The organism is Enterobacter cloacae complex sp. IR5459 (assembly GCF_049238005.1).
Classification (GTDB): domain Bacteria; phylum Pseudomonadota; class Gammaproteobacteria; order Enterobacterales; family Enterobacteriaceae; genus Enterobacter; species Enterobacter hormaechei_C.
Genome location: NZ_JBMKIG010000002.1, coordinates 253,848 through 280,772 on the forward strand (window position 1 = coordinate 253,848; position 26,925 = coordinate 280,772).

Below are 26,925 nucleotides of genomic sequence, written 5' to 3' on the forward strand. Positions count from 1 at the left end.
TCACCTATCCAAAGTTTTTGTCTGGGGAGGATTGTGGCAGAGCCAATAAGACATTTATGTGATCATTTTCACTTACACCGAAATTTGTATCTTATTTGTATTATTTACAAATCCGACACTGAAGGCATAATTCCCTGAAAAGGTATTAAATAGGCGTGACCCAATGGGCAATAAACCGATGTACCGGCAGATCGCCGATGCGTTCCGCGAGAAAATTAATGCCGGTGAGTTAAAACCTGGCGATGCGCTGCCGACAGAATCCAGCCTTCAGGAGGCGTTTAGCGTCAGCCGTGTCACCGTGCGGCAGGCGTTGAAGCTGCTCGCCGACGAGCAGATCATCGAAAGTATTCAGGGCAGCGGCTCGTATGTAAAAGAGGAGCGGGTGAATTACGATATTTATCAGCTCACCGGCTTTTACGAAAAGTTAGCGGATCGCAACGTCGATACGCACAGCGACGTCAGCGTCTTCGAAGTGGTGAAAGCCGATGAGCGGCTCGCGGCAAAACTGGCGCTCAATCCGGATGATAAGGTCTGGCACGTCAAGCGCATACGCTTCATCAGGGAAAAGCCGGTGAATCTGGAAGAGACATGGATGCCGCTGGCGATGTTCCCCGACCTCACCTGGGAAGTGATGGAACAGTCGAAATACCATTACATTGAGCAGATCAAAAAGATGGTTATCGATCGCAGCGAGCAGGAGCTGGTGCCAGTCATGCCATCGGACGAGGCGATTGCCGCCCTGGCGCTCGATCCGGCAAAACCGATTCTGGAAAAAGTCTCCCGTGGCTTTCTGAAAGACGGCCGGATATTTGAATACAGTCGCAACGTGTTTAACTCCGACGACTATAAATTCACTCTGGTGGCTAAACGCAGACAATAAAAAAAGGCCGCTTTACAGCGGCCAACCATGTCGAAACGGACATTTTTTTATACTTCAACGCGCCCCATACGGGGAGCAGAGAGGACTTACTTAATGATGGACTTCAGTGCTTCACCGATATCCGCCAGGCTGCGAACGGTTTTCACGCCTGCGGCTTCCAGTGCTGCGAATTTCTCATCAGCCGTACCTTTACCGCCTGCGATAATCGCGCCCGCGTGACCCATACGTTTGCCTTTCGGCGCGGTCACACCCGCGATGTAACCCACCACCGGCTTGGTCACATGATCTTTGATGTAAGCAGCCGCTTCTTCTTCCGCGCTACCACCGATCTCACCGATCATCACGATCGCTTCGGTCTGTGGATCTTCCTGGAACAGCTTCAGGATGTCGATGAAGTTAGAGCCCGGGATCGGGTCACCGCCGATGCCCACGCAGGTGGACTGGCCGAAACCGTAGTCGGTGGTCTGCTTAACCGCTTCATAGGTCAGGGTACCGGAACGGGACACAATGCCCACTTTGCCTGGGCGATGAATGTGGCCCGGCATGATGCCGATTTTGCATTCGCCCGGGGTGATAACGCCTGGGCAGTTCGGGCCGATCATGCGCACGCCTGCTTCGTCCAGCTTCACCTTCACGGTCAGCATATCCAGCGTCGGGATACCTTCGGTGATGGTGATGATCAGCTTAATGCCTGCGTCGATCGCTTCCAGAATAGAGTCTTTGCAGAACGGCGCCGGAACGTAGATCACGGTCGCGGTCGCGCCCGTCGCTTCTACCGCTTCACGCACGGTGTTGAACACCGGCAGGCCCAGATGCGTGGTGCCGCCTTTACCTGGCGTTACGCCGCCTACCATCTGCGTACCGTAGGCAATTGCCTGTTCGGAGTGGAAAGTCCCCTGGCTACCGGTGAAGCCCTGGCAGATAACCTTGGTATCTTTATTAATTAAAACGGACATTATTTCCCCTCCACTGCGGCAACAACCTGCTGAGCTGCATCCGTCAGACTTTTCGCTGCAATAATATTCAGGCCGCTGTCAGCCAGTTTTTTCGCGCCGAGTTCAGCGTTGTTCCCTTCCAGACGTACAACAACCGGAACGTTAACGCCCACTTCTTCTACCGCGCCGATGATACCGTCGGCGATCAGGTCGCAACGTACGATACCGCCGAAGATGTTCACCAGAACCGCTTTCACGTTGCTGTCAGAGAGAATGATTTTGAACGCTTCGGTTACGCGCTCTTTGGTTGCGCCACCGCCCACGTCGAGGAAGTTCGCTGGCTCACCGCCGTGCAGCTTAACGATGTCCATGGTGCCCATTGCCAGACCCGCACCGTTAACCATGCAGCCGATGTTGCCATCCAGCGCCACGTAGTTCAGTTCCCACTGTGCAGCCTGCGCTTCACGCGGATCTTCCTGAGACTGGTCGCGCATTTCGCGCAGATCGGACTGGCGGAACAGCGCGTTGCCGTCAGCGCCCAGCTTGCCGTCGAGGCAGATCAGGTCACCCTGGGTGGTGATCACCAGCGGGTTGATCTCGATCAGCGCCAGATCGCGCTCCAGGAAGATGGTCGCCAGACCCATGAAGATCTTGGTGAACTGCTGAACCAGCTTGCCTTCCAGACCCAGTTTGAACGCCAGCTCACGACCCTGGTAAGGCATTGGGCCCGCCAGCGGATCGATAGCCACTTTGTGGATCAGGTGTGGGGTCTCTTCCGCCACTTTTTCGATTTCCACACCGCCTTCGGTAGACGCCATGAACACCACGCGACGGGAGCTACGGTCTACGACTGCGCCGAGGTACAGTTCTTTCGCGATGTCGGTCGCCGCTTCAACCAGGATCTGGTTAACCGGCTGGCCGTTCGCATCTGTCTGGTAGGTTACCAGACGCTTGCCGAGCCAATGTTCAGCAAACGCACGGATCTCTTCTTTGCTCTTAACAACCTTCACACCGCCCGCTTTACCACGGCCACCAGCGTGAACCTGACATTTAACTACCCACGGGCCGGCACCGATTTTAGACGCGGCTTCTTCTGCTTCACGCGGGGTAGTACAGGCATAACCCACCGGAGCCGGTAAGCCATACCGGGCAAACAGCTGTTTGGCCTGATATTCATGTAAGTTCATGTGTTCTATCCATCCTTCAGGTAATCGTTAGGTAGTGCTTTTGTAAGCCCGGCAAGCAACGCGCCGCCGGGCAAGACTGCAAAAACTAGACGTCCAGCAGCAGACGCGTTGGATCTTCCAGCAGCTCTTTAATGGCAACCAGGAAGCCCACGGACTCGCGGCCGTCGATCAGGCGGTGATCGTAAGAGAGCGCCAGGTACATCATCGGCAGGATCTCCACTTTACCGTCTACCGCCATTGGACGATCTTTAATGGCGTGCATACCCAGGATCGCGCTCTGCGGCGGGTTGATGATCGGGGTAGACATCAGCGAGCCGAACACGCCGCCGTTGGTAATGGTGAAGTTACCGCCGGTCAGGTCCTCAACGGTCAGCTTGCCGTCGCGGCCTTTCACGGCCAGCTCTTTGATTTTCTTCTCAATGTCAGCCATACCCAGGGTATCTACGTCACGCAGAACCGGGGTTACCAGGCCGCGTGGAGTAGAAACCGCCATGCTGACATCGAAGTAGTTGTGGTAAACCACGTCATCGCCATCGATAGACGCGTTCACTTCCGGGTAGCGTTTCAGCGCTTCAACTACCGCTTTCACGTAGAAGGACATGAAGCCCAGACGGATACCGTGACGTTTTTCAAACGCGTCACCGTACTGCTTGCGCAGGTCCATGATTGGTTTCATGTTGACTTCGTTGAAGGTAGTCAGCATCGCGGTGGAATTTTTCGCTTCCAGCAGACGCTCGGCCACGCGCTTACGCAGGCGGGTCATTGGCACGCGTTTTTCGCTACGTGCGCCCAGAGCGGGCTGTGCCGCTGGTGCTGCCGCAGGGGCTTTCGCTTCCGCTTTCGCCTCAGAAGGCGCTTTTGCCAGATGCTTGTCGATGTCTTCGCGCGTCAGACGGCCACCCACGCCGGTGCCTTTGATGGCTGCCGGATCGAGGCTGTGCTCAGCCAGCAGGCGACGGATCGCCGGGCTGAGCGCGTCGTTGGTCTGATCGGACAGAGACGCCTGCTGGCGCTGGGCCGGGGTAGACGCTTTTTCTTCAGATTTGGCGCTGGACTCTTTGCCCGCACTATTGCCTTCACGCAGGCGCCCCAGGATCTGGCGAGAAGTGACGGTCGTACCTTCATCTTCCAGGACTGCATCCAGAATGCCATCCGCTGAAGCCGGTACTTCCAGTACCACTTTGTCAGTTTCGATTTCTACCAGCACTTCGTCACGGGTTACCGCGTCGCCTGGTTTTTTGTGCCAGGTGGCGACGGTTGCATCTGCTACGGACTCAGGCAGGTCGGGAACAAGAATATCTACGCTACTCATTATGTATCCTTTAATTAATCGACGTTCAGCGCGTCATTGACCAGATCTTGTTGCTGCTTCTGGTGAACGGACATATACCCTACCGCCGGAGAGGCGGAGGCCGGGCGACCTGCATAACGCAGGGCAGACCCAAATGGAATCACTTCACGGAAATGATGCTGGCTGCAATACCATGCGCCCTGGTTGAGCGGCTCTTCCTGGCACCAGACAAAATCATGAACGTGAGCGTACTGTTTCAGCACTTCCTGCATCGCCTGATGCGGGAACGGATAAAGCTGTTCGATACGCACGATGGCGACATCTTTCTGATCGTTCTTACGGCGCTGTTCCAGCAGGTCGTAATAAACCTTACCAGAACACATTACGACACGCTTAACGGCCTGCGGATCCAGCTCGTCAATTTCACCGATGGCCGGCAGGAAGGTGCCGTTTGCCAGCTCTTCCAGGCTGGAGACCGCCAGTGGATGGCGCAGCAGGGATTTTGGCGACATGACTACCAGCGGACGGCGCATACCGCGCAGCGCCTGACGACGCAGCATGTGGTAAACCTGAGCCGGAGTGGACGGCACGCAAACCTGCATGTTCTGCTCGGCGCAGAGTTGCAGATAACGCTCCAGACGCGCGGAGGAGTGCTCCGGCCCTTGTCCTTCATAGCCGTGCGGCAGCAGCATCACCAGACCGCACATACGGCCCCACTTCTGCTCACCGGAGGAGATGAACTGGTCGATAACCACCTGCGCACCGTTGGCGAAGTCACCGAACTGCGCTTCCCAGATAGTCAGGGTGCGGGGTTCTGCGGTGGCATAGCCGTATTCGAAGGCCAGAACCGCTTCTTCTGACAGCACGGAGTCCCAGACCTTGAACTGGCCCTGACCGTTATGCACGTGCTGAAGCGGAGTATACGTTGAACCGTTAGACTGGTTATGCACAACCGCGTGACGGTGGAAGAAGGTGCCACGACCCGCATCTTCACCGGACAGACGAACCGGAATACCTTCGTCAACCAGCGTCGCATAGGCCAGCGTTTCCGCCCCGCCCCAGTCGAACAGCTTCTCACCCGCCGCCATGGCCTGGCGATCGCCATAGATCTTGGCCACGCGGGACTGCATCTCGATCGCTTCCGGCACGGTGCTGATGCGTTTAGCCAGCTCCTGCAAACGCTTCATCTCAACCTTGTTCGGATAGCTCTCGTCCCACTCGTGGTTGAGGTACGGCGACCAGGTAAAGGAGTGCATGTTCATTGGACGCAGCTCTTTGACCACGCATTCACCCGCGTCCAGCGCGTCGCGATAAAGATTGACCATTTCGGTCGCATCTTCCAGCGTCGCCACTTTTTCGCTTTCCAGCTTGTCAGCATAGATTTTACGCGGCGTCGGATGTTTTTTGATTTTCTGGTACATCAGCGGCTGGGTTGCACTTGGCTCATCCGCTTCGTTGTGGCCGTGACGGCGGTAGCAGAAGAGGTCAATGAACACGTCGCGCTTGAAGGTGTTACGGAAGTCCAGCGCCAGACGGGTAACGAAAGCAACGGCTTCAGGATCATCCGCGTTAACGTGGAAAATTGGCGCCTGAACCATTTTACCGATGTCGGTGCAGTACGGGGTGGAACGCGCATCCAGCGGGTTAGAGGTGGTGAAGCCCACCTGGTTGTTGATTACGATGCGAACGGTACCGCCCACTTCATAACCACGCGCTTTCGACATGTTCAGGGTTTCCTGAACCACGCCCTGCCCTGTGACCGCCGCATCACCGTGAATGGTGATTGGCAGCACTTTATTGCTGCTCGGCTCGTCCAGACGATCCAGACGCGCACGCACGGAACCGATAACCACCGGGCTAACGATTTCCAGGTGCGACGGGTTAAATGCCAGCGCCAGGTGAACCTGACCGCCCTCGGTTTCGATATCCGACGAGAAGCCCATGTGGTACTTCACGTCACCGGTGCCGAGGTGCTCTTTATGTTTACCCGCAAATTCGTCGAACAGATCCTGCGGCTTTTTACCCAGCACGTTAACCAGCACGTTAAGGCGTCCACGGTGCGCCATGCCCAGCACCACTTCGCGCGTACCGCTCTTACCGGCATGACGAATCAGCTCTTTCAGCATCGGGACTAACGCATCGCCGCCCTCCAGTGAGAAGCGTTTTGCGCCAGGGAATTTCGCGCCCAGATAGCGCTCAAGGCCTTCCGCTGCGGTCAGTTCGCTGAGGAAACGTTTTTTCTCTTCTGCTGAGAAATTCGCGTGGCCTGCCACGGATTCGATACGCTGCTGGATCCAGCGTTTCTCTTCGGTGGAGGTAATGTGCATATATTCCGCGCCGATGGAGCCGCAGTAGGTTTGCTTGAGCGCGTCAATCAGATCGCCCAGCTTCATCGTGTCTTTGCCGATGGCAAAAGAACCTACGTTAAAGCTTTCCTGGAAATCGGCCTCGGTCAGATCGTGATAAGCCGGATCGAGATCCGCTACACGTTCCTGCTGCCACAGTCCCAGCGGATCGAGATTCGCATGCTGGTGACCACGGAAGCGATAAGCGTTGATAAGTTGCAGGACTTTTACCTGCTTCGCATTGGTGTCAGGGTCGGAAATCGCAGAAGAGTAACGTGAGGCATCCTTCGCCAGACGACGGAAATAATCACGTGTTTTTGAATGGAATTGATCCGGTTTGACCCCTGTACCAGGCAACTGCTGGAACATGGAACGCCAGTTTGCGTCCACTGAGTCAGGATCGGTTAAGAAGTCTTCATAGAGCTGTTCTATCCAGCTCTGGTTTGAACCAGAGAGGTAAGAAGAGTCCAGCCAGGCTTTCATTGCGCCGTTCTGCATCGTGATCCCTTAAGCATTTTTATGCTTACTTTCGCCGTAGAAACTACCACGCACACCACGTGTACGTGCCGGGGTTCACCTGCGAGCTCTTTTCATTTGGCCCGCGAAGGAACCTTTAGAAACTGTCTAAACTTCAGGGCAGTTTTTAAAGGTTTCTGCAATCTGTCCCCTCTCCCTTTGGGAGAGGGTTAGGGTGAGGGGAACAGCGCTCCCCTCTCACTACTTACGCACTGCGCTGCAACAACATCGACTTAATATGGCCGATGGCGCGCGTTGGGTTCAGCCCCTTAGGACACACACTGACGCAGTTCATGATGCTATGGCAGCGGAATACGCTGAAAGCGTCACTTAGCCCTTCCAGACGATTCTCGGTTTCGGTATCGCGGCTGTCGATCAGGAAGCGATAGGCAGCCAGCAGACCCGCAGGGCCGATAAATTTATCCGGATTCCACCAGAACGACGGGCATGACGTTGAACAGCATGCACAGAGAATACACTCGTACAACCCATCGAGTTTTTCACGCTGCTCAGGAGACTGTAAGTGCTCGCGAGCGGGTGGATTTTGCCCATTATTCAATAAGTAAGGCTTAATCTTCTCATATTGTGCATAGAATTGCCCCATGTCCACCACCAAATCACGCACGACCGGCAGGCCAGGCAGAGGACGGATAACAATTTTCTGGCCAGGGCGGTTTAGCGCTGAAATTGGCGTGATGCAGGCCAGGCCATTTTTGCCGTTCATGTTCACACCGTCAGAACCACACACCCCTTCACGGCAGGAGCGACGGAACGACAGCGTAGGATCTTTCTCTTTCAGCTGGATTAAGGCATCCAGCAGCATCATGTCGCGACCTTCTTCCGCTTCGAGGGTGTAATCCTGCATACGCGGAGCATCGTCTACATCCGGGTTATAACGATAAACTGAGAATTCGAGTTTCATTATCCTGTCTCCGCATTAGTAAGTACGAATCTTCGGCGGGAACGCCGGACGCAGTTTCGGTTCCATATTAACGCTACGACGCGTCATGGTTTCCGACTCTGGCAGATACAGGGAATGGCACAGCCAGTTTTCGTCATCACGATCCGGGAAGTCGAAGCGGCTATGGGCGCCACGGCTTTCGGTACGGAAGTTTGCCGACATCGCAGTGGCGAACGCGGTTTCCATCAGGTTATCCAGCTCAAGGCACTCAACGCGCTGGGTGTTGAACTCGCTGGAGGTATCGTCCAGACGGGCATTCTTCAGACGCTCGCGAATCGCTTTCAGCTGCTCAAGCCCTTTGGCCATCGCGTCACCTTCACGGAATACCGAGAAGTTGTGCTGCATACACTCTTGCAGCGCTTTACGAATTTCCACCGGATCTTCGCCGTTACGGTTGCCGTTCCAGCGGTTGAGGCGCTCAAGAGAGGCATCGATTTCGTCGTCGGTCGCATCACGCAGCGCGCCCTGCTCGGCAATAGATTCCTGGAGATGCAGCCCCACCGCACGACCAAATACCACCAGGTCCAGCAGGGAGTTGCCGCCCAGACGGTTTGCGCCGTGCACGGATACGCAGGCGATTTCGCCTACCGCGAACAGGCCAGGGATGACCACGTCTTCGCCCTGCTCGTTCACGGTCAGCGCCTGACCGGTCACTTTGGTCGGAATACCGCCCATCATGTAGTGACAGGTTGGGATAACCGGAATTGGCTCTTTCACCGGGTCGACGTGCGCGAAGGTGCGGGACAGCTCCAGAATGCCCGGCAGACGGGATTCCAGCACTTCTTTACCCAGATGGTCGAGTTTCAGCTTCGCGTGTGGACCCCAAGGGCCGTCACAGCCTCGGCCTTCACGAATTTCGATCATGATGGAACGCGCCACCACGTCACGGCCCGCCAGGTCTTTCGCGTTTGGCGCATAACGCTCCATGAAGCGCTCGCCATGTTTGTTCAGCAGGTAGCCACCTTCACCACGGCAGCCTTCTGTCACCAGTACGCCCGCCCCGGCGATACCGGTTGGGTGGAACTGCCACATCTCCATGTCCTGGACCGGCACGCCCGCGCGGATAGCCATACCGACACCATCACCGGTGTTGATGTGGGCGTTGGTGGTGGACTGGTAAATACGGCCTGCACCGCCGGTCGCCAGCACCGTAGCGCGGGCTTTGAAGTAGACCACTTCACCAGTTTCGATGCACAGGGCGGTACAACCCACCACGGCGCCATCGGCGTTTTTCACCAGATCCAGCGCATACCACTCGGAGAAGATGGTGGTGTGGTTTTTCAGGTTCTGCTGATATAACGTGTGCAGCAGCGCGTGGCCGGTACGGTCAGCCGCCGCTGCGGTACGTGCCGCCTGCTCGCCGCCGAAGTTTTTCGACTGGCCGCCAAACGGACGCTGATAGATGGTGCCATTTTCCAGACGGGAGAACGGCAGACCCATGTGGTCCAGCTCCAGAATCGCTTCCGGGCCGGTTTTACACATATATTCGATGGCATCCTGGTCACCGATGTAATCGGAACCTTTTACCGTATCGTACATGTGCCATTCCCAGTTATCTTCATGGGAATTACCCAGCGCAACGGTGATACCGCCCTGCGCAGACACTGTGTGGGAACGGGTCGGGAATACTTTAGAGAGCAGCGCACAGGTCTGGCCGCTCTGGGAAATTTGCAGTGCGGCGCGCATACCTGCGCCACCCGCACCAATCACAACAGCATCAAATTCTCTGACTGGCAGTTTCATTACACACCCCACACCACAACAAATCCATAAATGACGTAAACCAGCAGAGCAACAACAATAATCAGTTGCAGCGGAAGGCGAATCGCCAGCGGTTTAACGTAATCGGTCAACACCTGCCACATGCCAATCCAGGCATGAATAAGGATGGAGAACAGGGCCAGCAGGGTGAACACTTTGGTGAAGGCCGATCCGAAGAAACCACTCCAGATTTCCCACGTCAGCGTCCCGCTGGTCGCGAAGAAACCGATCATATAGATGATGTAAAGGGTGAGAACGATGGCGGTAGCACGGACCAGGATGAAGTCATGTACGCCGTTGCGTCCTAATGCGGAGGCGTTGCTTACCATACGAGAACTCCTGCGAGAAGTGAAAGCACGACAGTGATCACAAATGAAATGTTAGCGGTACGTTTACCGGCCTCGAACGTCTCTTCCAGGTAGCCAAAGTCCATCAGCATATGGCGAACGCCACCAACCACGTGATAGGCCAGCGCGGTCAGAATGCCCCACATGATAAATTTCACGAAGAAGCTGTTCATGATGGCTGAGGCCTGGAGGAATCCTTCAGGGGATGAGAGGCTGGTTCCCAGTAACCACAGCAAGATACCGACCGCCACAAACGTAATCACACCAGAAACACGGTGCAGAATGGACGCTATTGCTGTTACAGGGAATCGGATCGTTTTGAGATCCAGATTGACAGGTCTTTGTTTTTTCACATTTCTTATCATGAATAACGCCCACATGCTGTTCTTATTGTTTCCTTCCTCCGGACTGCGATGCGGGTCAGACAGCGTTCCTTTTCTATAACTGCGCGTCATGCAAAACATTGCTTCCAAATGCTAAAACGACACGTTACAACGCTGGGTGGCTCGGGATTGCAGGGTGTTCCGGAGACCTGGCGGCAGTATAGGCCGTTCACAAAATCATTACAATTAACCTACATACAGTTTGTTGGGTTTTCTCTGGAACAGTGATCGGGGTCACGATAACAACATCTTTTTAAATTTTAATCATCTGATTTGACAAATGTTAAACAATATTGTTACAAACGTCATCAGAAAAGGCATATAATGCGCAAAAGTTATGAGGTCTCTCTTTCACCTGACAAATAGTTATGTAACAGTGTGATGGTATTGACCGAAGTTATCAGGACAGTTATTAGTGATATACAGGTTTGAATAATTCGGACTGCAAAAACGCTGATTTGCTGTTGTTTCACTGATATTTCATTCGTTTACCTGCAAGGCGCCATAGCTCTGTACCCTGGTTTCTCCTCGTGAGCTGAGCGGTAAGCCAAATAACAATCTGGTAACGATGATTAACAGCTGAAAGCAAATCCGGTAAAGCGCAGTCTTAAGCATAAGGCGCTAAGGAGACCGTAAATGGCTGATACAAAGGCAAAACTCACCCTAAATGGTGATGATGCTATTGAACTGGATGTGCTAAAAGGCACGCTCGGTCAGGATGTTATTGATATCCGTACGCTGGGTTCCAAAGGGGTATTCACCTTTGACCCTGGATTCACCTCCACCGCATCTTGCGAATCCAAAATCACCTACATTGACGGTGACGAAGGTATCCTGCTCCATCGCGGCTTCCCCATCGATCAGTTAGCCACCGAATCCAACTATCTGGAAGTGTGCTACATCCTGCTGAACGGCGAAAAACCGACGCAGGCTCAATACGATGAATTTAAAACCACCGTGACCCGTCACACCATGATCCATGAGCAGATTACCCGTCTGTTCCATGCGTTCCGTCGTGACTCTCATCCGATGGCGGTTATGTGCGGTATTACCGGTGCGCTGGCGGCGTTCTACCACGATTCTCTGGACGTGAATAACCCACGTCACCGTGATATTGCGGCGTTCCGTCTGCTCTCCAAAATGCCTACCATGGCGGCGATGTGTTACAAATACTCTATCGGTCAGCCGTTTGTGTATCCACGCAACGACCTCTCCTACGCGGGTAACTTCCTGCGCATGATGTTCTCCACGCCGTGCGAAGAGTATGAAGTGAACCCGGTGCTGGAACGCGCGATGGACCGTATTCTGATCCTGCACGCTGACCACGAACAGAACGCCTCGACCTCTACCGTCCGTACCGCAGGCTCTTCCGGCGCGAACCCGTTCGCCTGTATCGCTGCGGGTATCGCCTCCCTGTGGGGACCGGCGCACGGCGGCGCGAACGAAGCAGCACTGAAGATGCTGGAAGAGATCAGCTCCGTTGAGCATATTCCTGAGTTCGTGCGCCGCGCGAAAGACAAGAATGACTCCTTCCGTCTGATGGGCTTCGGTCATCGTGTTTACAAAAACTACGACCCTCGCGCGACCGTCATGCGTGAGACCTGCCACGAAGTGCTGAAAGAGCTGGGCACCAAAGATGATCTGCTGGAAGTGGCGATGGAGCTGGAACACATCGCACTGAACGACCCGTACTTCATCGAGAAGAAACTCTACCCGAACGTCGATTTCTACTCTGGCATTATTCTGAAAGCGATGGGCATTCCGTCTTCCATGTTCACCGTGATCTTCGCCATGGCGCGTACCGTGGGCTGGATTGCGCACTGGAACGAAATGCACAGCGAAGGCATGAAAATCGCCCGTCCTCGTCAGCTGTATACCGGCTACGAGCAGCGTGATTTTAAGTCTGACCTGAAGCGCTAAAAGTTAAGCCCGGTGGCGCTACCGCTTACCGGGCCTACAAATGCGAAACGTAGGCCGGGTAAGGCGTAGCCGCCACCCGGCTTTTTTATTTTTGACAATGTGGACACCAGTAAAAGGGTCTCGAAGAGAGCATAATCCTGTCGATAATCCCGCCGCACCGCTCACACTTTTTACCCGCCCGATGAAACACCTTGAACCGGAACAGCGCCCCGTGGTGCTTGTTTTCATCTACGATGCCACGCGTGTTGTACGACAGCCGTGGAATATCCAGCAACGCGTGCGACAGCGCCTCCAGCTTTTCATCGCTTAGCTGCGACGCTTTGTGCTGCGGTGCCAGCCCGACTTCCCAGAGGATCTCCACCCGCAGGTAGTTTCCCAGCCCCGCCAGAAATGCCTGATCGAGCAACAGCCCGGAAAACTGCCGGTTGCGGAATGTGGGCGATAGCAGTCGGGCCTTCACATCGCTCGCCGTCAGGCGCATATCCAGCACGTCCGGCCCAACCCGCTGTAAGAACGGGTGCGTGAGCAACTGCTCCGGCGTTAACATTTCGATATCAGAAGCGCTGTAGAGCAGGATCGCCTTATCCGCCGTTTGTAGCCGCACGCGCAGCACGCGGGTCGTTTGCGGCTGCTCGTCCGCTTCCACCACCCGCCAGACGCCGTAAAGCTGATTATGGCTGTATAACGTCAGGTTATGGGAAAAGTGGGTGAGTAACGCTTTGCCGCGCGTTTCAATGTGGGTCACCGTCTGTCCCACCAGCTGCGCTTCAAACGGTTTGAGTTGAGGAAAGGCAAACCAGACGTGTGTCAGAGGTTTGCCCTTTATCGCCGCCTCCAGGCTATCCGCCGCGCGGCGGATCTCCGGACCTTCTGGCATGTTATTGTCCTTTCATGATTATTCTGCGCTGACAACAATGCCCTCTTCCGAGAACGCCGTCCGCAGGCGTCGCGCAAACTGGAGCGCATGCTCGCCGTCACCGTGTAAGCACACCGTATCAGCCTGAACGTTTGCCGTTGTACCCTCCGTTGAGGTTACTCGCCCGAAGCGCACCATCTCCAGCGTCTGCGCCAGCGCTTTACCTTCGTCGGTGATCAGCGCACCGGCCTGCGTGCGCGGAACCAGGCTGCCGTCCGGCAGGTATCCCCGATCGGCAAACACTTCCTGCCGCGTAATCAGCCCCAGCCGTTCGCCGGCACGGATAAGCTCGCTGCCCGCCAGGCCAACCAGAATCAGTTGCGGATTACAGTCCCGCACCGCACGGGCAATGGCATCCGCCAACACCGGATCTTTCGCCGCCTGGTTATAGAGCATGCCGTGCGGCTTGACGTGGCGCAACACGCCATTCTCAGCGCGCACTATCGCCTCCAGCGCGCCGATCTGGTAGAGCATTTGCGCGTAAACCGTCTCAGGCGGCAGATCCATCGCCGTGCGGCCAAAGTTTTCCCGGTCCGGAAAGCTGGGGTGAGCGCCTATCGCCACGCCGTTTTTCATGGCATTGCGCACGCTCGCCAGCATAGTCTGCGCATCGCCGGCATGAAACCCGCAGGCGATATTCACCGAGGAGACCAGCGTCATCAGCGCCGCATCGGCGCTGCTGCCCTCTCCCAGATCGGCGTTTAAATCAATCTTTACCATCGAGCCTCCACGCCAGCTGTTCGAGATAACGCTGCTGATCCTGCCGGGCTTTCAGTGCCTCCTCCAGCGAACACTGCACAAAATGAATTGGCTGACCGAGAGGAATTTGCGCCAGATGGTAGCGATCCGCTTCGATAATGCAGGCAATACGCGGATATCCTCCCGTGGTTTGCGCATCGTTCATCAGTACAATGGGCTGTCCGTTGCCTGGCACCTGAATCACCCCCGGCAACAGACCATGGGAAAGCAGCTCCCGGTCAGTTGTGCGGGTCAGCGGCTGGCCCTGAAGCCGGTAACCCATGCGGTTACTCTGCGGGCTGATCTTCCACGGCGAGCGCCAGAAAGACTCTTTCGCGGCTTCATCAAACTCCTGGTATTCCGGTCCTGGTAAGGCGCGGATCACGTTCCCCCACAGCAGCTGTTTCACGCCCTGCGTGGTGGTGAAATGGCGCGTTGAGGTCTTTATTCGCAGACGATCGCCGTCGCGCAGCAGCCGTCCTTCATGGCCGCCCATTCCCGCTTTCTGGTCGGTGCTGGATGAGCCCAGCACCTCCGGCACGTCGATCCCCCCCGCTACCGCAAGATAGCTGCGCACGCCGTGCAGAGGACGCTTGAGCGTCAGACGCTGCCCGGCCTTCGCCCGCAGGCGCCAGCCGGTCCACACCGCTTTGCCGTCCAGCGTTGCGTCACAGCCCGCGCCGGTTAAGGCAAACCAGGTTTCCTGACCAAACTCAATCACGCACTGACCCAGCGTAATTTCTAACGCCGCCGTGCTGCCTGCGTTACCTACCAGCAGGTTGGCAATTTCCAGCGAGGGACGATCAAGCGCACCGCAGTAGCTCACGCCCGACTGACGCAGCCCAAAACGCCCGGCATCCTGTACCGAGGTGTAAAGCCCTGCGCGAATAAGCGTTAACATACTCCCTCCTTCTGCGGGATAAAGCGCAGCGTATCCCCCGGCCGCAGGAGTATGGGCGCGTCCTGGCCTGGTTCAAATAACGGCGTGGACGTGTGCCCAATCAGCTGCCAGCCTCCCGGTGAAGCGAGCGGATAAATTCCCGTTTGCTCGCCACCAATCGCCACGCTGCCCGCCGGTACGCTCAGGCGCGGCTCAGCCCGGCGCGGCGTATGCAGCTGGGGCGATAACCCGCCCAGATAGGGGAAACCCGGCTGAAATCCCAAAAACCAGACAACATAGTCGACTGAGCTATGCAGCTCCACAACCTGCTTCTCCGTTAATCCACAGTGCTCGGCCACCACGCCAAGGTCGGGGCCTCCCTTGCCGCCATAGACAACCGGGATCTCAATCGTCCGCGATTCCGGCTCCAGCGCCTCGCTCTCCTCCCACCAGCGTTGCAGACGCTCAATGGCATCCAGCGCCCCCGTGTGCGGATCACGCAGCACCACGGTGATATTATTCATACCCGGAATAGCTTCAACCACGCCGGGTAGCTCGGGCAGTCGCTGAGCCAGACGCCAGATACGCTTTTGCGTAGCAAGCGTCACCGGAGGCTCAAGTTCCAGAACCACTGCGGTTTCACCCAGAAGATAACAACGCGCTCGCTGCACTTAACTACCTCTCATCAGGCCGGATTAGGGATATCAATAAACGTCACATCCAGATCGGTATTTTCCGTCAGCCACTCGCTGAGGGCGCGGATGCCGCCACGCTCGGTGGCGTGATGGCCCGCCGCGTAAAAATGCAGGCCTTGTTCACGGGCTGAGTGGATAGTCTGCTCGGAGACTTCGCCGGTAATGAAGGCATCGACACCAAAACGCGCCGCGCTGTCAATAAAGCCCTGGCCGCCGCCGGTGCACCATGCCACGCGCTTCACGGTATCCGGCCCGGTGTCGCCGCACCACAGCGGACGACGCCCCAGGCGCGCTTCGATCCACGAGGCCAGCTCCAGACCCGGAACCGGCATCGACAGTTCGCCCCACGGCACCAGGGGTTCAATTTCACCCATCACGGTAATCCCCAGCAGCTGCGCAAGCTGAACGTTGTTCCCCAGCTCAGGATGCGCATCGAGCGGCAGGTGATAGCCGTACAGGTTGATGTCATTCGCCAGCAGCGTTTTGAGTCGGTTGCGCTTCATGCCGCGAATAATCGGTGATTCGTTTTTCCAGAAATAACCGTGGTGGACAATCACCGCATCGGCTTCCTGACGCACCGCCTCATCCAGCAGCGCCTGGCTTGCCGTCACGCCGGTGATAATTTTTTGCACCGTCTCGCGCCCCTCCACCTGCAAGCCATTCGGGCCGTAGTCGCTAAACGAAGCCGTGTTGAGTTTTTCGTTAATCAGGCGTTCCAGTTCACTGTTTTTCATCATCATTCTCTCAAACTTTTCGGGCGGCTTCGTACGCCGCCAGCGTGGCGACGCGCGCCTGTTTATGGTCGACAATGGGACGGGGATAGTTCAGGGTAACACGCTGTTTATCCGCCCATACCCAGGGTTCATGAATGGCTTTGGCCGGGACATCCTTAAGCTCAGGCAGCCAGCGGCGGATAAACTCGCCGTCGGCGTCAAATCGTTGTCCCTGCGTGGTCGGATTGAAGATCCGAAAATAGGGAGCCGCATCCGTTCCGGTGGAGGCCGCCCACTGCCAGCCGCCGTTATTCGCCGCCAGATCGCCATCGATCAGCTGAGAGATAAAATAACGCTCTCCGGTTCGCCAGTCGATAAGCAGATCCTTCACCAGGAAGCTGGCGGTAATCATACGCAGACGGTTATGCATCCACCCGGTTTCATTGAGCTGCCGCATAGCTGCATCAACAATCGGGAAGCCGGTAAGCCCATGCTGCCATGCCTTAAGCAGCTTCTCATTCGACTGCCACTGTACCTGTTCGGTCCAACGAATAAAGGGCCGATGTTTACACAAATCAGGATGATACGTCATCAGATGTCGATAGAACTCACGCCAGATCAGTTCGTTCAGCCACACTGCGCCCGCCCCCCCGTCTAACGCCTGAGGCTGTTCCGCCAGCAGGCGATGTAAACACTGGCGCGGAGAGAGCGCGCCCAGCGCTAGACAGGCCGACAAGCGGCTGGTGCCTTCAATCGCTGGAAAATCCCGACGCGCCTCGTACTCAACCGCCCCCTGCGCGCAGAACTGACGCAACCGGGCGATAGCCGCTTTCTCGCTGGCGGGGAATACTGTTTCATCGAACGACTGCTGGGGATAATTCAGCCTGATCGCCGGCAGATCCGTTATCGTTTCCCCTCTCACGGACGGGGCGGTAACGCACTCAGGTAGTCCCTCTTTCAGGCGTTTGATAAAGGCATTTTTAAACGGCGTGAAAACTTTATACATCTCGTGACTGCCGGTCATTACGCTGCCAGGCGCGAGCATCACGCTGTCATCAAAGCCTTCACAGACCACGCCCGCAAGGGATTTCTCCAGCTGACGATCCCGCTGCTGCTCGTTGAATTCATACTGATAGTTGTAATAAAGATGCGTTACTGCGTACTGCTGGCAGATTGCCTGCACCGTCTGACGCTGAGCGGCAAAATCATGGGCCTCTTTATAGATCAGCGGAATGCCTTTTTCGGCCAGTGAATGTTGCAGGTCATTCAGATACGCGCTGAGCAGTGCCGCTTGCCGGGGCGCCATGTCATGCTGCCGCCACTGTTCAGGCGTGGCGATAAACAGGGCCAGCACATTCGCGTCTTTAGCGCGGCAGGCCGCCGCGAGAGCGAAGTTGTCGTGAATGCGTAAATCCGCGCGAAACCAAACCAGATGGGTGGGCATAAAACTCCTGGCAATTGTCCATTATGTCCGTAAGGGCATGCCGTAAAAGGAAAAAGGCATGCATTGAACTACTTTGCCATGAAGTGTAGACGGGATGAAATAAAAAAGGCCGCCCGAGGCGGCCTTAACGCTACTTGTCCTGCACTATCGGGGTAAAGGCAATAAACACATCCGGTTTATCACTCTTTACAACGAGTGCGCTGGCGACAATGAACGCAATGCATAAATAGCGTTTCACTATGCGGTCCCTGCTGCTAACCGCTCCACCTATCACCACCGGTGATAAATCGGTGGACACAAGCCCGGGTAGGCGGGCTGCTTTACGGCTATGGATACATCTTTCCCAGGACCGATGCCCATTTGCGAGATGGCGGAAAGGGACGTGGCATCATAATTAACACCAACGCCAAAAGTAAGTTATTTCAGTAAAATTAGGAATTTATAAAGGTGAAGTGGATTGCGAACTTTTTAAAGAAGGGTATGATAAAAATCCCGGGTAGGGGCTGCAAGATTACCCAACGGACCGCGAATCCCGAGGGACAAAAAAACCGCCACTTTGCTGTAGGCGGTTTTTTTATGGCTAAGATGTCACACCGTATCAGTAGAAATCGCAGGTTGCTTTCTCGGCCTGATCCATCCACACCGGCTTCTCGCTGGTTTTCGCCCAGACGCGATGCAGGTAACTGTAGAAACGTGCGCGATCTTTCCAGAACAGCATCACCGGCAGGGCCAGCACGCCAGCCACAACGGCGAAAGTGCGACGCATGAAAATGATATGAGCCGGAAACTCTTTATAAAGATCCATATTTTTCTCCCCTGTAGTTGGCCGGAAACCGTCTCCGGAAAATGTGAAATCTGTGACCTGGTTAAAATAATACCGCTTTGTTTGTAATTTTACTACTCATCCGACCACTTATTTTCATCCATTTCGTGAATATTTACATTCATGCCTGTAATTAAGTTACAAAAAAGTTAACGATTTACTTACCAATAGTTAAATTGTGGCTTTTCCCTTTTTTATACTTTTTTTACACCTGCCCTTCTGATTTTTGCGAAATCTTTGCGCCACAAATCCTACCGTTTGTACAACAACAAAAGTCACCCGGAGGTGGAGTGTGAGTGCAGGTCTGATTGCCGGCATCGTGCTGGTGTTCCTGTTATTGGGTTATCTGATTTATGCCCTGATTAATGCGGAGGCATTCTGATGGCTGCTCAGGCGTTTTTGCTTATTGCCAGCTTTTTACTGGTACTGTTTGTGCTCGCCAGGCCGCTGGGAACAGCGCTGGCGCGGCTGATAAACAACGTGCCATTGCCGGGCACGCGAAATATTGAAAATGTGCTCTGGCGCATTTCAGGTATCAGCGACCGGGAAATGAACTGGCGCCAATACCTGATGGCGATACTGCTTCTGAATATCGTGGGGCTTATTGCCCTCTTTACGCTGCTAATACTCCAGGGCAGTCTGCCGTTGAACCCGCAGCATTTACCGGGGTTATCCTGGCATCTGGCGCTGAACACGGCGGTCAGCTTTGTCACCAACACCAACTGGCAGTCTTACGCCGGTGAAACCACGCTCAGCTACTTCAGCCAGATGGCCGGGTTAACCGTGCAGAACTTTCTTTCTGCGGCCAGCGGTATCGCGGTGATCTTCGCCCTGACGCGCGCGTTTGCCCGTCAGAATGTCAGCACTCTCGGCAACGCCTGGGTTGATGTCACACGCATCACCCTTTGGATCCTGGTGCCTGTTGCGCTGATTATTGCCCTGTTCTTTATTCAGCAAGGCACTCTGCAAAACCTGCTGCCTTATACCCCTTTCACCTCGCTTGAAGGGGCCAGGGAACTCCTGCCAATGGGGCCGGTGGCGTCGCAGGAAGCAATCAAGATGCTGGGCACCAATGGGGGCGGCTTCTTCAACGCCAATTCATCGCATCCATTTGAAAACCCAACGGCGTTAACCAATTTTGTACAGATGCTGACGATCTTCCTGATCCCCACCGCGCTCTGCTTCGCCTTTGGCGATGTAGTTAACGATCGCCGCCAGGGTCGTACGCTGCTGTGGGCCATGTCGTTAATCTTCGTGGTCTGCGTAGCACTGGTGATGTGGGCCGAATGGAACGGCAACAGCCACTTCATGCAGCTGGGGGCTAACAGCAATATCAACCTGGAAGGCAAAGAGAGCCGCTTCGGCATTCTTGCCAGCAGCCTCTATGCGGTGGTCACCACGGCGGCCTCCTGCGGGGCGGTGAACGCCATGCATGACTCTTTCACCGCGCTCGGCGGCATGATCCCGATGTGGCTGATGCAGATTGGCGAGGTAGTTTTCGGTGGGGTCGGTTCGGGGCTGTACGGCATGCTGTTGTTCGTCCTGCTCGCCGTGTTTATCGCCGGGCTGATGATCGGCCGCACGCCGGAATATCTCGGCAAAAAAATCGACGTCCGCGAAATGAAATTAACCGCGCTGGCGATCCTGGTCACCCCCGCCCTTGTGCTGCTCGGTACCGCGCTGGCGCTGATGACCGACGCCGGGCGCAGCGGCATCTTTAACCCGGGCATTCACGGCTTTAGCGAAGTGCTTTACGCCGTTTCGTCTGCCGCAAACAACAACGGCAGCGCCTTTGCAGGGTTAAGCGCCAACTCACCGCTCTGGAACTGTCTGCTGGCGTTCTGCATGTTCGTCGGTCGTTTCGGCGTGATTATTCCCGTCATGGCGATCGCCGGAACACTGGTGAATAAGAAGATCCAGCCGACCACCACCGGTACGTTACCGACTCACGGCGCGCTGTTCGTCGGCCTGCTGATTGGCACCGTTCTGCTGGTAGGTGCCCTGACCTTTATCCCCGCCCTCGCGTTAGGCCCGGTTGCGGAATATCTCTCTTTACGCTGATTTTGCGGAGAATTTTTCATGAGTCGTAAACAACTGGCCCTGCTCGAACCGACCTTAGTTCGTCAGGCCCTCATGGATGCGGTAAAAAAACTGAGCCCGCGCGTCCAGTGGCACAACCCGGTGATGTTTATTGTCTGGACTGGAAGTTTACTCACCACCGTACTGGCGATTGCCATGGGAACGGGACACCTTTTGGGGAATGCAACCTTTACCGGCGCCATCAGCCTGTGGCTGTGGTTTACCGTGCTGTTCGCCAACTTCGCCGAAGCGCTGGCGGAAGGCCGCAGTAAAGCGCAGGCCAACAGTCTGAAAGGGGTCAAAAAAACCGCCTTTGCGCGCAAATTACGCGAACCTAAATACGGCGCGCAGATGGACCACGTACCGGCGGATGAACTGCGTAAAGGTGACGTGGTGCTGGTGGAAGCCGGCGACATCATCCCCTGCGACGGGGAAGTGATTGAGGGCGGCGCGTCGGTAGACGAAAGCGCCATTACCGGGGAATCCGCACCGGTGATCCGTGAGTCGGGCGGAGATTTCGCCTCAGTTACCGGCGGAACGCGCATTCTTTCCGACTGGCTGGTGATCCAGTGCAGCGTTAACCCGGGCGAAACCTTTCTCGACCGGATGATCGCCATGGTGGAAGGCGCGCAGCGTCGTAAAACGCCGAACGAGATCGCTCTGACCATTCTGCTGGTGGCGCTCACCATTGTCTTCCTGCTGGCAACGGCGACCCTGTGGCCTTTCTCCGCCTACGGCGGTACAGCGGTCAGCATCACCGTACTGATCGCCCTGCTGGTCTGTCTGATCCCCACCACTATTGGTGGCCTGCTTTCCGCGATTGGCGTGGCGGGGATGAGCCGTATGCTGGGCGCTAACGTCATCGCCACCAGCGGACGCGCCGTTGAAGCGGCGGGGGACGTAGACGTGCTGCTGCTGGATAAAACCGGGACCATCACCCTGGGCAATCGTCAGGCCTCTGACTTTTTACCTGCTCCCGGCGTGGATGAAAAAACGCTGGCTGACGCGGCGCAGCTTTCCTCGCTGGCTGATGAAACGCCGGAAGGCCGCAGTATCGTGATCCTCGCCAAGCAGCGCTTTAACCTGCGCCAGCGCGACGTACAAAGCCTGCACGCCACGTTCGTTCCCTTCACGGCGCAAACCCGCATGAGCGGCATTAACATTCAGGACCGGATGATCCGTAAAGGGTCCGTTGATGCCATTCGCCGTCATATTGAAGCCAATAATGGACACTTCCCCCCGGAAGTCGACCATCTGGTGGAAAGCGTGGCGCGTCAGGGGGCAACCCCGCTAGTGGTGGCGGAAGGTGCAAGCGTTCTGGGGGTGATCGCTCTGAAGGATATCGTTAAAGGCGGTATAAAAGAGCGTTTCGCCCAGATGCGTAAGATGGGCATTAAAACGGTGATGATCACCGGGGATAACCGTCTGACTGCGGCGGCCATTGCCGCCGAAGCGGGCGTGGATGATTTCCTTTCCGAAGCGACGCCGGAAGCGAAGCTGGCACTCATTCGCCAGTATCAGGCGGAAGGCCGTCTGGTGGCGATGACCGGCGACGGCACCAACGACGCCCCGGCGCTGGCGCAGGCCGACGTGGCGGTGGCGATGAACTCCGGTACCCAGGCGGCAAAAGAGGCGGGCAACATGGTGGATCTCGACTCGAACCCGACCAAGCTGATCGAAGTGGTACATATCGGGAAGCAGATGCTGATGACGCGCGGCTCGCTGACCACGTTCAGTATCGCCAACGACGTGGCGAAGTATTTCGCCATCATTCCGGCGGCGTTTGCGGCAACCTACCCGCAGTTGAATGCCCTGAACGTGATGCACCTGCACTCTCCGGCCTCGGCCATTCTGAGCGCGGTGATCTTCAACGCGCTGATTATTGTCTTTCTTATTCCGCTGGCGCTGAAAGGGGTGAGCTATAAGCCGCTGACGGCCGCCGCCATGCTGCGCCGTAACCTGTGGATTTACGGTCTGGGTGGGCTGGTGGTGCCCTTTATTGGGATCAAGGTTATCGACATGTTGCTAACGCTGTTCGGGCTGGTTTAAAAGGTGGATCCAATGACGATGTTACGTCCCGCTATACTGTTGTTTACTCTGCTGTCTCTGATTACCGGCGGGCTTTACCCGCTGATGACTACCGCGCTGGGCCAGTGGTGGTTTCAGGATCAGGCCAACGGCTCGCTGATTATCCAGAACGGTGAAAACCGCGGCTCGCGTCTGATTGGGCAGAACTTTACGGACCCACGCTACTTCCAGGGACGCCCTTCCGCCACTGCGGAAAGCCCGTATAATCCAATGGCCTCCGGCGGCAGCAATCTGGCGGGCAGTAACCCTGACCTGGACAAAGCCATTGCTGAACGCGTTGCCGCCCTGCGCGCTGCTAATCCGCAGGCCAGCCGTGAGGTGCCGGTTGAGCTGGTCACCGCCTCCGCGAGCGGGCTGGATTACAGCCTGACGCCGGACGCGGTGGCCTGGCAGATCCCACGCGTGGCCGCCGCCCGTCAGCTGACCGTCGAGCAGGTGAGCCAGCTGGTTGCAGAACATACGCAAAAGCCGCTGGTCAGCTTCATCGGCATGCCGGTAGTGAACATTGTTGAGCTGAATCTGGCGCTGGATGCGCTAAGGAAGAACTAAATGACCGACGAGCCCATGCGCCCGGATCCGGACAGGCTGCTTGAACAGACGGCTGAAGCCCACCGTGGCAAGCTGAAAATTTTTTTCGGCGCCTGCGCGGGTGTCGGGAAAACCTTCGCCATGCTGATGGAAGCCCAGCGGCTTCGGGCGCAGGGGCTTGATATTCTCATCGGCGTGGTGGAAACCCACGGTCGCAAAGAGACGGCTGCGCTGCTGACGGGGCTGGCGACGCAGCCGCCCCAGCGTATCAGCCATCGCGGGCGGCTGGTCACGGAGTTTGATCTTGATGCCGCCCTTGCCCGCCGCCCTGCCCTGATCCTGATGGACGAACTGGCGCACAGCAATGCGCCAGGCTCCCGCCATCCGAAGCGCTGGCAGGATGTTGAGGAGCTGCTTGAGGCAGGCATTGACGTCTTCACCACGGTGAATGTTCAGCATCTGGAAAGCCTGAACGACGTGGTGAGCGGTGTAACCGGTATCCAGGTGCGTGAAACCGTCCCCGATCCGTTTTTTGATTCTGCCGATGAAGTCGTACTGGTTGACCTGCCGCCGGACGATCTGCGCCAGCGCCTGCATGAAGGCAAAGTGTATATTGCCGGCCAGGCCGAACGCGCCATCGAACATTTTTTCCGCAAAGGAAACCTGATTGCCCTGCGCGAGCTGGCCCTGCGCCGCACCGCCGATCGCGTTGATGACCAGATGCGCGCCTGGCGAGACCTACAGGGACAAGAGCGCGTCTGGCACACGCGGGACGCCATTCTGTTATGCATTGGTCACGGCAGCGGCAACGAAAAACTGGTTCGCACCGCCGCCCGGCTTGCAGCGAAGTTTGGCAGCGTCTGGCACGCGGTCTACGTCGAAACGCCGCAGCTGCATGGCCTGCCGGAAAATCAGCGTCGCGCCATTTTGAGCGCGCTGCGGCTGGCGCAGGAGCTGGGCGCCGAAACCGCAACCCTGTCCGATCCGCAGGAAGATAAAGCCATTCTGCGCTACGCGCGCGAGCACAACCTGGGCAAGATTGTCATTGGACGTCGCCAGCACCGCCGCTGGTTTAGCCGCGAATCTTTTGCCGACAGGCTGGCCCGCCGCGCGCCGGATCTTGATTTAGTCATCGTCGCGCTGGATGACAAGCCCGCCCCCCTGCCCAACCGTACGCCGGACGCTCGCACCTTTGGCGATAAATGGCGCATTCAGATCCGGGGCTGCATGGTGGCCGTGGTCCTCTGCGCCCTGATTACGGTGATTGCCAGCCAGTGGCTCATCGCCTTCGACGCCGCCAATCTGGTCATGATTTATCTGCTCGGCGTCGTTGTGGTCGCGCTCTTTTATGGCCGCTGGCCGTCGGTGCTGGCGACGGTGATCAACGTCATCAGCTTCGATCTCTTCTTTATTGCTCCGCGCGGGACGCTTGCTGTCTCGGACGTGCAGTACATTCTGACCTTTGCCGTGATGCTTACCGTCGGCCTGGTGATCGGGAATCTGACGGCAGGCGTGCGCTACCAGGCACGCATTGCCCGCTATCGCGAGCAGCGCACGCGCCATCTGTATGAAATGTCAAAATCGCTGGCGGTTGGCCGCACGCAGCGAGATATCGTGCAGACCAGCGAGCAGTTTATCCGTTCGACCTTTCATGCCAGTAACCTGATTTTGCTCCCCGACGAACAAGGGCGCCTTCGCCCGCTGACCTCCCCTTCGGGGATGACGCCCTGGGATGAAGCGATTGCCCGCTGGAGTTTCGATAAGGGTTTACCTGCCGGCGCCGGCACCGACACGCTGCCCGGCGTGCCTTACCAGATCCTGCCGCTGCGCAGCGCGGATAAAAATCACGGGCTGGTCATCGTCGAGCCGTCTAACCTGCGTCAGCTGATGATCCCCGAGCAGCAGCGCCTGCTTGAAACCTTCACCCTGCTGGTCGCCAGCGCCCTTGAACGGCTGGCGCTCACCGCCAGCGAAGAGCAGGCGCGGCTGGCAAGCGAGCGCGAAAGTATTCGCAACTCGCTGCTGGCAGCGCTGTCTCACGATTTGCGCACGCCGCTTACCGTGCTGTTTGGCCAGTCCGAAATTCTGACGCTGGATCTGGCGGCGGAAGGATCAAAGCACGCGATGCAGGCCAGCGAAATTCGCCAGCACGTGCTGAATACCACGCGCCTGGTGAACAACCTGCTGGACATGGCGCGCATTCAGTCCGGCGGGTTTAACCTCAAAAAAGAGTGGCTCACCCTTGAGGAGGTTGTCGGCAGTGCGCTGAAGATGCTGGAGCCGGGTCTCGGCGGGCGCCATATTGAGCTGGACATGCCGGAACCCCTGACGTTAATCCATGTGGATGGCCCGCTGTTTGAGCGCGTGCTGATTAATCTTCTGGAAAATGCCGCTAAATACGCCGGGGCAAAGGCCCGGCTGGGGATTGCTGCCAGGGTGGATAAACGTGTGCTGCGGCTCGACGTCTGGGATACCGGGCCGGGTATTCCGGCCGGACAGGAGCGCGCTATATTCGAAAAATTTGCGCGCGGTAATAAGGAATCCGCCATTCCTGGCGTTGGGCTGGGGCTGGCGATCTGCCAGGCGATTGTCGACGTGCATGGCGGCACCATTTCCGCAGAGAACCGCCCGGAAGGTGGGGCACGCTTTTGTGTTACACTTCCTCTGGAAAGCCCACCAGAACTTGATGAATTACCAGAGGATTTGTGATTAACGTTCTGATTGTTGAAGATGAGCTCGCTATCAGCCGATTTCTGCGTACCGCGCTGGAAGGCGACGGTTTGCGCGTTCATGAAGCCGGAACGCTTCAACGAGGGTTGATTGAAGCCGCGACCCGCAAGCCAGATCTGGTTATCCTGGATCTGGGACTTCCGGATGGCGACGGCATCGATTTTATTCGTGAGGTGCGTCAGTGGAGCCAGATGCCTATTCTGGTGCTCTCTGCCCGCACCGAAGAGACGGATAAAATCGCCGCGCTGGATGCCGGAGCGGATGATTATCTGATCAAACCGTTTGGCATTGGCGAGTTACAGGCCCGGCTTCGTGTGGCGCTGCGTCGACACAGTGCCACCTCCCCTTCCGACCCGGTGTACGCCTTTGGCGATATCCGCGTCGATCTTGCTGCACGCCGCATCGTAAGAGGAGAAGAAGAGATCCACCTTACGCCTATTGAGTTTCGTCTGCTGGCCGTGCTGCTCAATAACCATGGTAAAGTGTTAACGCAGCGACAGCTGTTAAGCCAGGTCTGGGGGCCGAATGCTGTCGAGCATAGTCACTATTTACGCATTTATATGGGACACCTTCGCCAGAAGCTTGAAGCCGATCCCGCGCGTCCTCGTCATTTATTAACAGAAACCGGTATCGGATATCGGTTTATGATCTGAATAAGTATTCACTTTAATTTTAAATAAAAACTTACCAGCCTGAATATAGCCATGAAAATAACGATGAGATTATGTTCACGGCTATATTCGCCCTCCTTAAACACAATTAAAA

The 26,925-nt window shown here is 56.4% G+C and carries 23 protein-coding genes; 8 read left to right on the forward strand and 15 right to left on the reverse strand.

The window, feature by feature from the left end; all coding sequences use genetic code 11:
- Nucleotides 1–163: 163 nt before the first annotated feature.
- A complete protein-coding gene (locus tag ACOTX4_RS04660) occupies nt 164–880 on the forward strand; it encodes a GntR family transcriptional regulator (RefSeq protein ID WP_063938007.1) in 717 nt (238 codons plus the stop codon).
- 86 nt (nt 881–966) lie between these two features.
- On the opposite strand, the gene sucD is transcribed toward ACOTX4_RS04660, so the two are convergent.
- The 8 genes from sucD to sdhC form a co-directional block, all read right to left on the reverse strand.
- Nucleotides 967–1,836 carry a succinate--CoA ligase subunit alpha gene (sucD, locus tag ACOTX4_RS04665; RefSeq protein ID WP_003858609.1) on the reverse strand — a complete coding sequence of 290 codons (870 nt, stop codon included), beginning with the start codon at nt 1,834–1,836 and terminating at the stop codon, nt 967–969.
- Nucleotides 1,836–3,002, reverse strand: coding sequence for an ADP-forming succinate--CoA ligase subunit beta (sucC, locus tag ACOTX4_RS04670; protein WP_003858611.1), 1,167 nt, complete (start codon nt 3,000–3,002; stop codon nt 1,836–1,838). The genes sucD and sucC overlap by 1 nt, the downstream gene beginning before the upstream one ends.
- Before the next feature lie 85 nt (nt 3,003–3,087).
- Nucleotides 3,088–4,314, reverse strand: coding sequence for a 2-oxoglutarate dehydrogenase complex dihydrolipoyllysine-residue succinyltransferase (gene odhB / locus ACOTX4_RS04675; RefSeq protein WP_003858613.1), 1,227 nt, complete (start codon nt 4,312–4,314; stop codon nt 3,088–3,090).
- Nucleotides 4,315–4,328: 14 nt separating this feature from the next.
- The gene (gene sucA / locus ACOTX4_RS04680) at nt 4,329–7,136 is read right to left on the reverse strand and encodes a 2-oxoglutarate dehydrogenase E1 component (protein WP_003858615.1); all 2,808 of its coding nucleotides are present in this window, start codon (nt 7,134–7,136) and stop codon (nt 4,329–4,331) included.
- A gap of 223 nt (nt 7,137–7,359) precedes the next feature.
- Nucleotides 7,360–8,076 (reverse strand): succinate dehydrogenase iron-sulfur subunit SdhB, encoded by a 717-nt coding sequence (gene sdhB, locus ACOTX4_RS04685; RefSeq protein WP_003858617.1) that lies wholly within the window; start codon nt 8,074–8,076, stop codon nt 7,360–7,362.
- Nucleotides 8,077–8,091: 15 nt separating this feature from the next.
- Nucleotides 8,092–9,858, reverse strand: coding sequence for a succinate dehydrogenase flavoprotein subunit (gene sdhA / locus ACOTX4_RS04690; RefSeq protein ID WP_003858619.1), 1,767 nt, complete (start codon nt 9,856–9,858; stop codon nt 8,092–8,094).
- Nucleotides 9,858–10,205, reverse strand: a complete 348-nt coding sequence (sdhD, locus tag ACOTX4_RS04695; RefSeq protein ID WP_003858621.1) for a succinate dehydrogenase membrane anchor subunit — start codon at nt 10,203–10,205, stop codon at nt 9,858–9,860. The genes sdhA and sdhD overlap by 1 nt, the downstream gene beginning before the upstream one ends.
- Nucleotides 10,199–10,603, reverse strand: coding sequence for a succinate dehydrogenase cytochrome b556 subunit (gene sdhC / locus ACOTX4_RS04700; RefSeq protein ID WP_026080740.1), 405 nt, complete (start codon nt 10,601–10,603; stop codon nt 10,199–10,201). Before sdhC ends, sdhD begins: the two co-directional genes overlap by 7 nt.
- A gap of 639 nt (nt 10,604–11,242) precedes the next feature.
- On the opposite strand from sdhC, the gene ACOTX4_RS04705 reads away from it, so the two are divergent.
- Nucleotides 11,243–12,526: a citrate synthase gene (locus tag ACOTX4_RS04705; protein ID WP_003858624.1), complete on the forward strand. Its 1,284-nt coding sequence runs from the start codon at nt 11,243–11,245 to the stop codon at nt 12,524–12,526.
- Nucleotides 12,527–12,611: 85 nt separating this feature from the next.
- Here ACOTX4_RS04705 and nei read toward each other — a convergent pair whose 3' ends face one another.
- The 7 genes from nei to ACOTX4_RS04740 form a co-directional block, all read right to left on the reverse strand.
- The gene (gene nei, locus ACOTX4_RS04710) at nt 12,612–13,403 is read right to left on the reverse strand and encodes an endonuclease VIII (RefSeq protein WP_023315645.1); all 792 of its coding nucleotides are present in this window, start codon (nt 13,401–13,403) and stop codon (nt 12,612–12,614) included.
- An 18-nt stretch (nt 13,404–13,421) separates the two neighbouring features.
- Complete coding sequence (gene pxpA, locus ACOTX4_RS04715; RefSeq protein ID WP_023315644.1) at nt 13,422–14,162, reverse strand: 5-oxoprolinase subunit PxpA; 741 nt, start codon at nt 14,160–14,162, stop codon at nt 13,422–13,424.
- Nucleotides 14,149–15,081, reverse strand: a complete 933-nt coding sequence (pxpC, locus tag ACOTX4_RS04720) for a 5-oxoprolinase subunit PxpC (protein WP_023315643.1) — start codon at nt 15,079–15,081, stop codon at nt 14,149–14,151. Before pxpC ends, pxpA begins: the two co-directional genes overlap by 14 nt.
- Nucleotides 15,075–15,731, reverse strand: coding sequence for a 5-oxoprolinase subunit PxpB (gene pxpB / locus ACOTX4_RS04725; protein ID WP_003858633.1), 657 nt, complete (start codon nt 15,729–15,731; stop codon nt 15,075–15,077). Before pxpB ends, pxpC begins: the two co-directional genes overlap by 7 nt.
- 14 nt (nt 15,732–15,745) lie before the next feature.
- A complete protein-coding gene (locus ACOTX4_RS04730; RefSeq protein ID WP_003858635.1) occupies nt 15,746–16,489 on the reverse strand; it encodes a type 2 GTP cyclohydrolase I in 744 nt (247 codons plus the stop codon).
- Between the two features lie 10 nt (nt 16,490–16,499).
- Complete coding sequence (gene phrB / locus ACOTX4_RS04735; RefSeq protein ID WP_022650613.1) at nt 16,500–17,912, reverse strand: deoxyribodipyrimidine photo-lyase; 1,413 nt, start codon at nt 17,910–17,912, stop codon at nt 16,500–16,502.
- Between the two features lie 598 nt (nt 17,913–18,510).
- The gene (locus ACOTX4_RS04740; protein WP_003858637.1) at nt 18,511–18,717 is read right to left on the reverse strand and encodes a YbfA family protein; all 207 of its coding nucleotides are present in this window, start codon (nt 18,715–18,717) and stop codon (nt 18,511–18,513) included.
- A gap of 310 nt (nt 18,718–19,027) precedes the next feature.
- On the opposite strand from ACOTX4_RS04740, the gene kdpF reads away from it, so the two are divergent.
- Genes kdpF through kdpE form a run of 6 tightly spaced genes read left to right on the forward strand, consistent with a single transcriptional unit; the run spans nt 19,028 to nt 26,813 of the window.
- Nucleotides 19,028–19,117, forward strand: coding sequence for a K(+)-transporting ATPase subunit F (kdpF, locus tag ACOTX4_RS04745; RefSeq protein ID WP_003858638.1), 90 nt, complete (start codon nt 19,028–19,030; stop codon nt 19,115–19,117).
- Entirely contained in the window at nt 19,117–20,796 is a 1,680-nt protein-coding gene (gene kdpA, locus ACOTX4_RS04750; protein ID WP_063938009.1) for a potassium-transporting ATPase subunit KdpA, read from the forward strand. The genes kdpF and kdpA overlap by 1 nt, the downstream gene beginning before the upstream one ends.
- 18 nt (nt 20,797–20,814) lie before the next feature.
- Nucleotides 20,815–22,863 carry a potassium-transporting ATPase subunit KdpB gene (gene kdpB / locus ACOTX4_RS04755; RefSeq protein WP_022650611.1) on the forward strand — a complete coding sequence of 683 codons (2,049 nt, stop codon included), beginning with the start codon at nt 20,815–20,817 and terminating at the stop codon, nt 22,861–22,863.
- A gap of 12 nt (nt 22,864–22,875) precedes the next feature.
- Nucleotides 22,876–23,451, forward strand: coding sequence for a potassium-transporting ATPase subunit KdpC (kdpC, locus tag ACOTX4_RS04760; RefSeq protein WP_063938011.1), 576 nt, complete (start codon nt 22,876–22,878; stop codon nt 23,449–23,451).
- Nucleotides 23,452–26,139, forward strand: coding sequence for a two-component system sensor histidine kinase KdpD (gene kdpD / locus ACOTX4_RS04765; RefSeq protein ID WP_045332357.1), 2,688 nt, complete (start codon nt 23,452–23,454; stop codon nt 26,137–26,139). It abuts the gene before it with no gap.
- Nucleotides 26,136–26,813 carry a two-component system response regulator KdpE gene (gene kdpE / locus ACOTX4_RS04770; protein ID WP_003858643.1) on the forward strand — a complete coding sequence of 226 codons (678 nt, stop codon included), beginning with the start codon at nt 26,136–26,138 and terminating at the stop codon, nt 26,811–26,813. Before kdpD ends, kdpE begins: the two co-directional genes overlap by 4 nt.
- The last annotated feature ends 112 nt before the right edge of the window (nt 26,814–26,925 follow it).

What these genes read in the sequence shown, in the direction of transcription:
- pxpA (WP_023315644.1), bottom strand. Translation starts at nt 14,162, where the DNA reads ATGGTAAAGATTGATTTAAACGCCGATCTGGGAGAGGGCAGCAGCGCC.
- sucD (WP_003858609.1), bottom strand. Translation starts at nt 1,836, where the DNA reads ATGTCCGTTTTAATTAATAAAGATACCAAGGTTATCTGCCAGGGCTTC.
- kdpB (WP_022650611.1), top strand. Translation starts at nt 20,815, where the DNA reads ATGAGTCGTAAACAACTGGCCCTGCTCGAACCGACCTTAGTTCGTCAG.
- sdhA (WP_003858619.1), bottom strand. Translation starts at nt 9,858, where the DNA reads ATGAAACTGCCAGTCAGAGAATTTGATGCTGTTGTGATTGGTGCGGGT.
- ACOTX4_RS04730 (WP_003858635.1), bottom strand. Translation starts at nt 16,489, where the DNA reads ATGAAAAACAGTGAACTGGAACGCCTGATTAACGAAAAACTCAACACG.
- kdpC (WP_063938011.1), top strand. Translation starts at nt 22,876, where the DNA reads ATGACGATGTTACGTCCCGCTATACTGTTGTTTACTCTGCTGTCTCTG.
- kdpD (WP_045332357.1), top strand. Translation starts at nt 23,452, where the DNA reads ATGACCGACGAGCCCATGCGCCCGGATCCGGACAGGCTGCTTGAACAG.
- sucC (WP_003858611.1), bottom strand. Translation starts at nt 3,002, where the DNA reads ATGAACTTACATGAATATCAGGCCAAACAGCTGTTTGCCCGGTATGGC.
- sucA (WP_003858615.1), bottom strand. Translation starts at nt 7,136, where the DNA reads ATGCAGAACGGCGCAATGAAAGCCTGGCTGGACTCTTCTTACCTCTCT.
- phrB (WP_022650613.1), bottom strand. Translation starts at nt 17,912, where the DNA reads ATGCCCACCCATCTGGTTTGGTTTCGCGCGGATTTACGCATTCACGAC.
- ACOTX4_RS04740 (WP_003858637.1), bottom strand. Translation starts at nt 18,717, where the DNA reads ATGGATCTTTATAAAGAGTTTCCGGCTCATATCATTTTCATGCGTCGC.
- ACOTX4_RS04660 (WP_063938007.1), top strand. Translation starts at nt 164, where the DNA reads ATGGGCAATAAACCGATGTACCGGCAGATCGCCGATGCGTTCCGCGAG.
- sdhC (WP_026080740.1), bottom strand. Translation starts at nt 10,603, where the DNA reads ATGTGGGCGTTATTCATGATAAGAAATGTGAAAAAACAAAGACCTGTC.
- sdhB (WP_003858617.1), bottom strand. Translation starts at nt 8,076, where the DNA reads ATGAAACTCGAATTCTCAGTTTATCGTTATAACCCGGATGTAGACGAT.
- ACOTX4_RS04705 (WP_003858624.1), top strand. Translation starts at nt 11,243, where the DNA reads ATGGCTGATACAAAGGCAAAACTCACCCTAAATGGTGATGATGCTATT.
- pxpC (WP_023315643.1), bottom strand. Translation starts at nt 15,081, where the DNA reads ATGTTAACGCTTATTCGCGCAGGGCTTTACACCTCGGTACAGGATGCC.
- odhB (WP_003858613.1), bottom strand. Translation starts at nt 4,314, where the DNA reads ATGAGTAGCGTAGATATTCTTGTTCCCGACCTGCCTGAGTCCGTAGCA.
- kdpA (WP_063938009.1), top strand. Translation starts at nt 19,117, where the DNA reads ATGGCTGCTCAGGCGTTTTTGCTTATTGCCAGCTTTTTACTGGTACTG.
- sdhD (WP_003858621.1), bottom strand. Translation starts at nt 10,205, where the DNA reads ATGGTAAGCAACGCCTCCGCATTAGGACGCAACGGCGTACATGACTTC.
- nei (WP_023315645.1), bottom strand. Translation starts at nt 13,403, where the DNA reads ATGCCAGAAGGTCCGGAGATCCGCCGCGCGGCGGATAGCCTGGAGGCG.